Raw genomic sequence first — 8,525 nt, 5'->3', positions numbered from 1 at the left:
CGGGGGGGGGGCTGGGGCGCGGGCCCGGGCCACGGGTCCCCCGGGCGGCACGGGGGGGGGGGGGGGGGCGGGGGGGGGGTGGGGGGGGGGGGCCCCGCGGGGGGGGGCCGCGCCGCCGGGGCCCCCTCGACGATCCGCTACTTCAGGAAGCGGTCGAGCGCCGCCTCCATGGTGCCGCTGTCCGGCGCGGCGTACGACTTCATCGTCACCTTGTTGTAGGAGATGAAGCTCGGGCAGCGGGCGGCCGGCGCGGTCACCGTGCCGCCGTCGCCGATCTTCTCGCCGGTCTTCGCGGCGTAGAACGTCAGCGTGTACCGCGAGGAGATGTAGTCGACCGTGACGGCCTTGCCGTCGCTGGCCTTGTACTGGCACTTCTTGGGCGTGCCCTCGCTGCCGTCGACCACCTTGAGGCAGCCGATCACCGACGCGCTGGCGAAGTCCGCCGACTTCACGTAGTACGACTTCTCCGAGCTGAACGACTTCTGCGACCAGAACGTCGGCCGGTCCGGGGCGTTCGAGAAGACGTACGCCTTCGCGCTCGACGGGCCGGTGTACGGGGCGGCGTTGAGGATCGCCCCGCCGTCGCAGACAGCTGACATCTCGCTGGAGTAGCGGGCGGTCAGCGCGTCGTTGTTGGAGGGCTCGTCCGGCCCGGTCGACTCCGGCCCGGACTCGCTCGGGGCGGGCGTCGGGGTGCCGGGGCCGGGGGTCGTGCTGCCCGAGGCGATCGGCGTCGGGTCGTCCTTGTCGTCGCCGCCGAACGCGACGTAGGCGAGCCCACCGCCGCAGCACAGCAGCGTGAGCGTCACCGCCCCGGCGGCGAGGCCGACGATCAGCCCCTTCTTCGACTTGGCCGGCGGCGGGACCGGCGCGAACGGCGCCGGCTGGCCGGGATAGCCGGGCGGCGGCGGGTACGGCGCACCCGGCTGCGCGCCGAACGGCGCACCGGAGGCCGGCTGCGTGCCGTAGGGCGCGCCGGACGCCGGCTGCTGGCCGTAGGGCGCGCCGGACGCGGGCGGCGTGCCGTACGGGGCACCCGACGCCGGCTGCTGGCCGTACGGCGCGCCGGAGGCCGGCTGCTGGCCGTAGGGGGCGTTGGGGTCGGGCTGGTTGCCCCACGCTCCGGCGTTCGGGTCCGGATAACCTCCGTAGGGAGGGTGATTGTCACTCATCTGAGGTTCTTCCACCTGTCGTCCGTGGTTCCGGCGATCAACCACCCCGCAGCGTAATGACGGCTGCAAATCCGCGATCACCGAAGTTCGATCGGTCTTCACCACCGGTGCCGGGGCCGTTCCGGTGCGTGCCCGGCGGGGTGCGCCGCCCGTCCGGCGACCGCACCCCACCAGGCCGAATCCGTTGCGGTGCAACAAGTTCCGGTTCCCGGACCCGACGCCGGGAGCGTCGAGAAGTGTGACGCACACGACACATCGGCGCGGTCAGCGCGGCGCCGGCACCGTGTCCCGCGCCAGCGCCAGCGCGCCGTACAACGCCGCGTCGTCGGCGAAGCGGGAGCGCACCACGTCGGGCGGGTGCGGCAGCGCCTCGGTCAGCCGGTCGACGAGCATCCGCCGGATCACCGCGCTGCGCGTCACGCCGCCGACCAGCACGATCCGCTGCGGGTCGAGCAGCAGGCAGCAGGTCACCAGCGTCCGGGCCGCCTCGTCGACGCGGGCGGCCAGCGCGTCGCGTGCCGCGCCCGGCGCCTCGGCGGCGGTAGTGAGGCCGGCCGCCCCGTCCGGCACGCCGAGGTCGGCGGCGAGCCGGTCCAGCGCCCGGCCGGAGAAGTCCAGCTCCAGCATCGTGCCCGGCCAGGGCGCGCCGGCCACCGCGTACCCGATCTCGCCGGCCGCGCCGCGATGACCGGGCAGCACCGCGCCGCCGACCGTCACGGCCGCCGCGATCCCGGTGCCGATGCCCACCACCAGCCCCGGGTCGACACCGCGCAGCGCGCCCAGCCGCAGCTCGGCCAGCGCGGCGGCGTTCAGGTCGTTGTCCACCGCGACCCGGGGCACGTCCAGCGCGTCGCGGACCGCGTCGGCCAGGCGCAGCCGCTCCCAGCCGGGCACGTTGGGCGCCAGGTCGATGCCGTCCGGGCGGACCACGCCGGGCGACGCCACGCCCGCGGCGGCGAGCGGGCCGCCGACCTCGCCGACCAGGTCACCGGCGAGCTTCAGCGCCCGGGACAGCGCCTGCGGCGCGCCCTGCTCGGCGTGTGTGGGCACCCGCCGGTGGGCCAGCAGCCGGCCGTCGGTGTCGGACACCCCGACCGCCATCTTCGTGCCGCCGAAGTCGATGCCGAGCAGCAGCCCCGGACCGCCCGTGCCGGTGGCGGACGGGTCGGTCAGCCGCACGGTCACCGGGCCCCCAGCTCGGCGGCCACGGCGTCCAGCATGTCGTCCGACTGGCGCAGCAATCCCCGCACGGCGGTCAGCCGGTCGGCGATCGGGTCGAGCGCGGCCGAGAGCACGCCCACCTGGGTGCGGACCGCGCGGGCGCCCGGCCCGTCGGCCTGCGCCCGCTGGAGCACCAGCTCCGGGCGGACCGCGGCGGCGATCAGGTCGGCCACCGCCGCGTCGTCCAGCTCGCCGGCGATCCCGTCGGCCGCGGCGCGGACGCCCTCGGGGGTCCAGGTGTCCGGCCCGCCGGCGCGCACCAGCCGGCCGACCACCGAGTGCGCGGCCCGGAACGGTACGCCGTGGCGGGTCAGCGCGTCCGCCGCCGCGGTGGTGGTCGCGCCGGAGGCGACGATCTCCTCCCGGCTCGGCGGGTTCAGCGGCGCGATCTCGGCGAGGAAGCCACCGGCCAGCGCGAAGAACCGCTCGGCCCGGTCGTTGCTCTCCCAGAGCCGCACCTGCACGTCGGTGGTGGCGTTGTTGGAGTCCTCCCACCAGGCGGCGCCCACGTTGTTGAGCACCGAGGCGGCGTCCGCCGCGGCCTGCCCGGCGTACGAGACGAGATGCTCCAGCACCACCGGGTTGCGCTTCTGCGGCATGATGCTGCTGCCCTGGGTGAAGTCCCCCGGCGTGGTGACCCACTGCCAGCTCAGCCAGTCCATCAGCGTGCGGGCCAGCCGGGCGCCGGTGGCCAGCGCCCGCGCGTTGAGCGTGCCGACCCGGACCAGGTGGTCGGCGCCGGCCACCGCCTCGTAGGAGTTGGTGACCAGGCCGGCGAAGCCGAGCAGCTCGGCCACCCGGGACGGGTCGATGTCCAGGTCGGTGCCGGCGAACGCGCAGGAGCCCAGCGGCGAGACGTTGAGCTGGTCGATCACGTCGGCGTACGCGGCGGCCTGGTTGGTGAGCGCCTCGGCGTAACCGGCCAGCGCGTGCCCGATGGTGGTGGGCTGGGCCGGCCGGCGGTGGGTGTAGCCGGTGATGACCACGTCGGCGTACCGGTCGGCCTGGGCCAGCGCGGTGCGGCCGGTGTCCAGCACCCGCTGGAGCACCTCGACGAGCTGGTCGCGCAGCAGCATCCGGAACACGCCGGCGTCCAGGTCGTTGCGGCTGCGGGCGAGCTGCACGTCCAGCTCCGAGGTGGGGATGCCGCACGCCGCCGCGAGCCGCTTCTCCAGCAGGTAGTAGGTGTCCTCGAAGCTGCCGTCGTACGCCGGGGTGGCGGTGGTGTCGGCGCGCAGCTCGGCCAGGCCGCGCAGCAGCCGGGCCCCGCGGTCGGCGGGGATCAGCCGCTGCTCGGTCAGCATCACCACGTGCGCCTGACTGGCGCGCACCATGGCCGGGTAGAGGCGCCCGACGTGGTGGTCGTAGGTCGGGGCCAGGTGGTGGCGCTGGTAGGTGGTCAGCGTGCTCATCGGGTTTCCTTCCGGTTCGCGGTCAGGCCGAGCAGCCGCTCGGCGTTCCCGGCGAAGATCGCGCGCAGGTGGTCCTCGGGCAGGCCCAGCTCGTGGCAGACGCGGAGCTGGTCGTCGAGGTAGCGGGTGACGTAGCCGCGCGGGAACCAGGACGAGTCGCTGCCGTAGACGATGCGCTGCGGCCCGATCGTCTCGTAGGCGCGGCGGAACAGGTCCTCCAGCGTGAGCCGGTACGGCATCCAGCGCACCCACTGGTTCGAGCCGGACGTGTCGATGGAGATGTTGGGGCAGCCCCAGGCGGCGAAGAACAGCTCCTGCACGTGCTGGACGCCGAAGTGCGGCACCACCACGTTCAGTTCGGGGAAGCGACGGGCCATCCGGACCAGCTCGTCCGGGCCGCCGTACCGGCCGACGGACAGGCCGCCTGCGCTGCCGTAGTGACCGATGTGGATCAGCACCGGCACGCCGAGGCGCTGGGCGGTGCCCCAGAGCGGGTCCAGGTCCTCGTGGTCGAGCGGGCCGCGCAGCAGCGGCGCGAACAGCTTCAACCCGCGCAGCCCCCGCTCGGTGACCGCACGCTCCAACTCGACGGCGGCGTCCGGGCCGTACGGGTCGTGGTGGGCGAGGCCGAGCAGCAGGTCGGGGTGCCGGTCGACCACGTCGGCGAGCGCGTCGTTGCCGCCGCCGGTGACGAAGACCGCCCGGCGCACCCGCACCGCGCGCAGCTCCTCGGCCCACCGGTCCGCCTCGTCCTGCCAACGCTCGGCCGGCGGCTCCGGGTCCGGGAAGCTCCAGGCCCGGCGCCACTGCCTGGCATACGGCGCGGAGCCGGCGGCCCGCACCTCGCGCTCGTGCGTGCCGCCCGGGTGCATCCCGGCGGCGTCCTCGCAGGCGTGGACCGTCTCGTCGGCGCCGATGCGGAAGTGCAGGTGGAAGTCGACGACGTCCAGTCCCCGGTCGACTGTCACACGTCCTCCTGAGGTAGCGGGTCGGCGGTGGGTGGGGCCGGCATCGGGGCGGCCACCCAGGCGGCGACGATCTCGCGCAGCCGCGCGCCGGCCGTGGCGCGGACCGTCCGGCCGGCCTCCTCGGTGGCCCGCGAGACGTGCCCGGACCAGCCCTGCCACGGGTCGGGCCGCGACTCGACCAGCACGTACGGGTGGGTCACCGGCAGCTTGGGGCGCGGCGGCAGGTCGGTGGCGGCGTCCAGGCGTACCGTGTCCGGCGCGAAGCCGAGCACGCCGGACGTCTCGTACGCGCCGCCGTGCCCGCGGGCGACCACGTCGCCGTAGAGCGCGCCGGTCTCCGCCGGGGTGACCAGTTGGAACCAGTTGACCAGCAGCAGGCTGGCGGTGCGCCGCCCGGAGACCCACTCCATCGCGGCCCGCACGGTGGACATGTTGGCGTCGTGGCCGTTGACCACCAGCAGCCGGGGGAAGCCGGCCGCGACGATGCCCTCGATCACGTCGGCGAGGTAGCCGACCGCGATCTCCGGCCGGATCGCCACCGTGCCGGGCCAGGGGCGGGTCTGCCCGGGGCAGGCCGCGTACGCGACCGGCGGGAACAGCACGCCGCGCGGGCCGGGCCCGGGCGCGGCGCTCTCGGCGGCGAAGCCCTCGGCCAGGATGAGGTCGGCGCCGAGCGGCAGGTGCGGCCCGTGCCACTCGACGGCGCCGACCGGCAGCACCGCGAAGTCCGCCGCCGCGACCACGTCGGCCAGCTCGCCGCCGGGGACGTCGGCGGCGGGCAGCAGCCCACCGCCGGCCGGCCAGTGGTTCGTCACGCCGTCCACTTCGCCGCCTCCCGGGCGGCCCGGCCGCCGTTCTGCAACCGGCCGGAGACCACCATCACCACGAAGATCAACACCACCTGGAGCATGCCGTACGCGGCGGCGGTGCCGACCTCGAACGAGTACATCCGGTTGTTGATCTCCACCGAGATCGGCGCGGTCTCCGACGTGTAGATGAGCACCGAGGCGACGAACTCGCCGACGCCGTTGACGAACGCGAGCAGCGCGCCGGCCAGCACGCCCGGCAGCATCAGCCGCAGCGTGACCGTGCCGAACGCCCGCGCCCAGGACGCGCCGAGGTTGCGGGCGGCCTCCTCCAGCGACGGGTCGAGCTGGGCCAGCGTGGCCGAGCTGGACCGGAACACCAGCGGCAGGAACCGCACGAAGTAGGCCAGCGGCATGATCCAGAACGTGCCGATCAGCACCTGACCGAAGCTGAACGCGTTGCCGGTGCTGAACGCCGAGATCAGGTTGATCGCCACCACCGTGCCGGGCAGCGCCCAGGCCAGCATGACCGCCACGTCGAGCAGGCCGCGCCCGCGGAAGTCGAGCCGGCGCACCGCGTACGCGATGAGCACGCCGACCACGACGCAGCCGACGGTCGCGAGCAGGCTCATCTGGAGCGAGTTGACGATCGGCCGGTAGGCGTCCGGGTCGGAGAAGATGGTGACGAAGTTCTGCGTGGTGTAGCCGGACGGGATCACCTCGGTGGTCCACGTCCCGTCCTCGGAGAAGGCCACCAGCGCGATGGTCGCCACCGGGGCGAGCAGCACCACCACGGCGAGCAGCGAGGCGGCCAGCGCCAGCCAGCGGGCGAACGGGTTGGTCAGCTCGCGGCGGTGGCTGGCCACGCCCTTGGACTGGGAGCGGTAGCTGCGCCGCCCCTCGTACCAGCGCATGCCGAGCAGGAACAGCACCGAGACCACCGCGAGCACCGACGCGTAGGTCGAGGCCATCGGCAGGTCGCCGTTGGTGCGGTTGATGTAGATCTGCATGGTCATGGTGCGGTCCACCCCGAACAGCAGCGGAGCGGTGTACGACGCCAGCGACGTCATGAAGACCAGCAGCGAGGCGGAGACCAGCGCCGGGGTGAGCATCGGCAGCAGCACGGTCCGCCAGACCCGCACCCGGCCGGCGCCCAGGTTGTAGGCGGCCTCCTCCACCGACGGGTCCATGCCCATCAGCGCGGCGGACGTGGCCAGGTAGAAGAACGGGTACATGGTGAACGTGTGCACCACCAGCACGCCGGCGATGCCGCTGAACGGCAGCACCGGGTTCTCGGTGCCGAAGAGCTGTTGCAGCGCCCGGGGCAGGATGCCGGTCTCGCTGTAGAGGAGCTGGAACGAGATCGCCCCGATCAACGGCGGCAGCGCCGCCGGCACCAGGATGATCGCCTCGATGAGCCGGCGACCGGGGAACGAGAACCGCTTCAGCAGGAACGCCATGGCCACGCCGACGACGCCGCACAGGAACACGCTCGCGGCGGAGATCATCAGCGAGGTGAGCAGCGCGGAGCGGGCCACGCCGTCGCCGGTGAGGAAGCTGGCCCAGTTCTCCGGGCCGTCCACCCCGACGCTCTCGCCGAACGTGGCGAGCATCGGCTGCACGACGTAGCCGAAGAGGATCAGCACCAGCGGGAACACCAGGACGTACGGGAACCAGCGCGAGTTGGCGTTGAGCGCCGGGCGGCGGGAGCGCCGGCCGCCCGGGGGCGTCGGGTCCTCGGTGATCGGCGGGACGGTGGCCGCGCTCGGGGTCGCGGGGATCGTGCTCAAGAGTTCACCACCCACATCCGCTCCGGCGGCAGGCGCAGCCCGACCTGGTCGCCCACGGCCAGCCCGGCCGGCACGTCGATCGCGGCCACCTGCACCGGCTCGCCGGCCACGTCGACCAGCAGGTTGGTGGCCATGCCGGTGAACTCCAGCTCGGTGACCCGGCCGGGCAGCGCGCCCTCGTCGGTGGGCGAGCCGAGCGTGATGTGCTCGGGTCGCACGCTGACCAGCGCGGTCGTGCCCTCGCGGAGCCCGTGCTCGGCGGGCGCGGCGACCGGGACCTCCCAGCCGCCGGGCAGCGCCACCGTCACCCGCTCCGGGCCGGCGGTCACCACCGGCAGGCTGAGCACGTTGCTGCGACCGATGAACCGGGCCACGAACGAGGTGGCCGGCCGGTGGTAGATCTCCTGCGGCGTGCCGACCTGCCGGACCCGGCCGGACTCCATCACCGCGATCCGGTCGGACATGGCCATCGCCTCGGCCTGGTCGTGGGTGACGTAGAGCGCGGTGGTGCCGGACTCCTTCTGGATCCGGCGGATCTCGACCCGGGTCTCCTCGCGCAGCTTGGCGTCCAGGTTGGACAGCGGCTCGTCGAGCAGCAGCGTGCGCGGCCGGATCACCAGCGCGCGGGCCAGCGCGACGCGCTGCTGCTGGCCGCCGGAGAGCTGGTCGATGCGCCGGTCGCCGTACCCGGCCAGGTGGACCTGCCCGAGCGCCTCGTCGATGCGGCGCTTCGACTCGGCCCGACCGACCTTGCGGATCTTCAGGCCGTACGCCACGTTCTGGGCGACGCTCAGGTGCGGGAAGAGCGCGTAGTTCTGGAACACCATGCCGGTGTCGCGCTTGTTCGGCGGCCGGTTGGTGACGTCCTCGGCGCCGAACCGGATCCGGCCCGAGCTGGGGAAGTAGAAGCCGGCGACCATGCGCAGGGTGGTGGTCTTGCCGCAGCCGCTCGGGCCGAGCAGGGTGAAGAACTCGCCCGCGCCGATGCGGAGGTCGACGTCGTCGACCGCCGCGGTGTCGCCGGCACGCGGGAAGCGCTTGCTCACCGACTCCAGCGTGACATCGATCATGATGTCTCTCCTTGCGTCCGGTAACCGGATCGGACCGGTGACGGGGTGGGTGGTGCGGGGAGGCGACGGCGGGACGCCGGGTGCGC

Annotated in this window: 7 protein-coding genes; all 7 read right to left on the bottom strand. The window is 74.0% G+C overall.

The window, feature by feature from the left end; all coding sequences use genetic code 11:
• Nucleotides 1-137: 137 nt before the first annotated feature.
• Nucleotides 138-1,172 (bottom strand): hypothetical protein, encoded by a 1,035-nt coding sequence (locus ACH495_RS12150; RefSeq protein WP_396857754.1) that lies wholly within the window; start codon nt 1,170-1,172, stop codon nt 138-140.
• Nucleotides 1,173-1,436: 264 nt separating this feature from the next.
• Nucleotides 1,437-2,357 (bottom strand): ROK family protein, encoded by a 921-nt coding sequence (locus ACH495_RS12145; protein WP_396857753.1) that lies wholly within the window; start codon nt 2,355-2,357, stop codon nt 1,437-1,439.
• Nucleotides 2,354-3,805, bottom strand: coding sequence for an argininosuccinate lyase (locus ACH495_RS12140; protein ID WP_396857752.1), 1,452 nt, complete (start codon nt 3,803-3,805; stop codon nt 2,354-2,356). The genes ACH495_RS12145 and ACH495_RS12140 overlap by 4 nt, the downstream gene beginning before the upstream one ends.
• Nucleotides 3,802-4,773, bottom strand: coding sequence for an amidohydrolase family protein (locus tag ACH495_RS12135; RefSeq protein ID WP_396857751.1), 972 nt, complete (start codon nt 4,771-4,773; stop codon nt 3,802-3,804). The genes ACH495_RS12140 and ACH495_RS12135 overlap by 4 nt, the downstream gene beginning before the upstream one ends.
• A complete protein-coding gene (locus ACH495_RS12130) occupies nt 4,770-5,588 on the bottom strand; it encodes a creatininase family protein (protein WP_396857750.1) in 819 nt (272 codons plus the stop codon). Before ACH495_RS12130 ends, ACH495_RS12135 begins: the two co-directional genes overlap by 4 nt.
• Nucleotides 5,585-7,369 (bottom strand): ABC transporter permease, encoded by a 1,785-nt coding sequence (locus ACH495_RS12125; protein WP_396857749.1) that lies wholly within the window; start codon nt 7,367-7,369, stop codon nt 5,585-5,587. Before ACH495_RS12125 ends, ACH495_RS12130 begins: the two co-directional genes overlap by 4 nt.
• A complete protein-coding gene (locus ACH495_RS12120) occupies nt 7,366-8,439 on the bottom strand; it encodes an ABC transporter ATP-binding protein (protein ID WP_396857748.1) in 1,074 nt (357 codons plus the stop codon). The genes ACH495_RS12125 and ACH495_RS12120 overlap by 4 nt, the downstream gene beginning before the upstream one ends.
• Nucleotides 8,440-8,525: the final 86 nt, after the last annotated feature.

Origin of the sequence: Micromonospora sp. NPDC018662 (assembly GCF_044391475.1) — a bacterium.
Taxonomy (GTDB): Bacteria; Actinomycetota; Actinomycetes; order Mycobacteriales; family Micromonosporaceae; genus Micromonospora.
This window is presented reverse-complemented; position numbering and strand designations above follow the sequence as displayed.

Bases quoted from the DNA above. Each gene is read 5' to 3' on its own strand.
- ACH495_RS12150 (WP_396857754.1), bottom strand. From the start codon at position 1,172: ATGAGTGACAATCACCCTCCCTACGGAGGTTATCCGGACCCGAACGCC.
- ACH495_RS12140 (WP_396857752.1), bottom strand. From the start codon at position 3,805: ATGAGCACGCTGACCACCTACCAGCGCCACCACCTGGCCCCGACCTAC.
- ACH495_RS12120 (WP_396857748.1), bottom strand. From the start codon at position 8,439: ATGATCGATGTCACGCTGGAGTCGGTGAGCAAGCGCTTCCCGCGTGCC.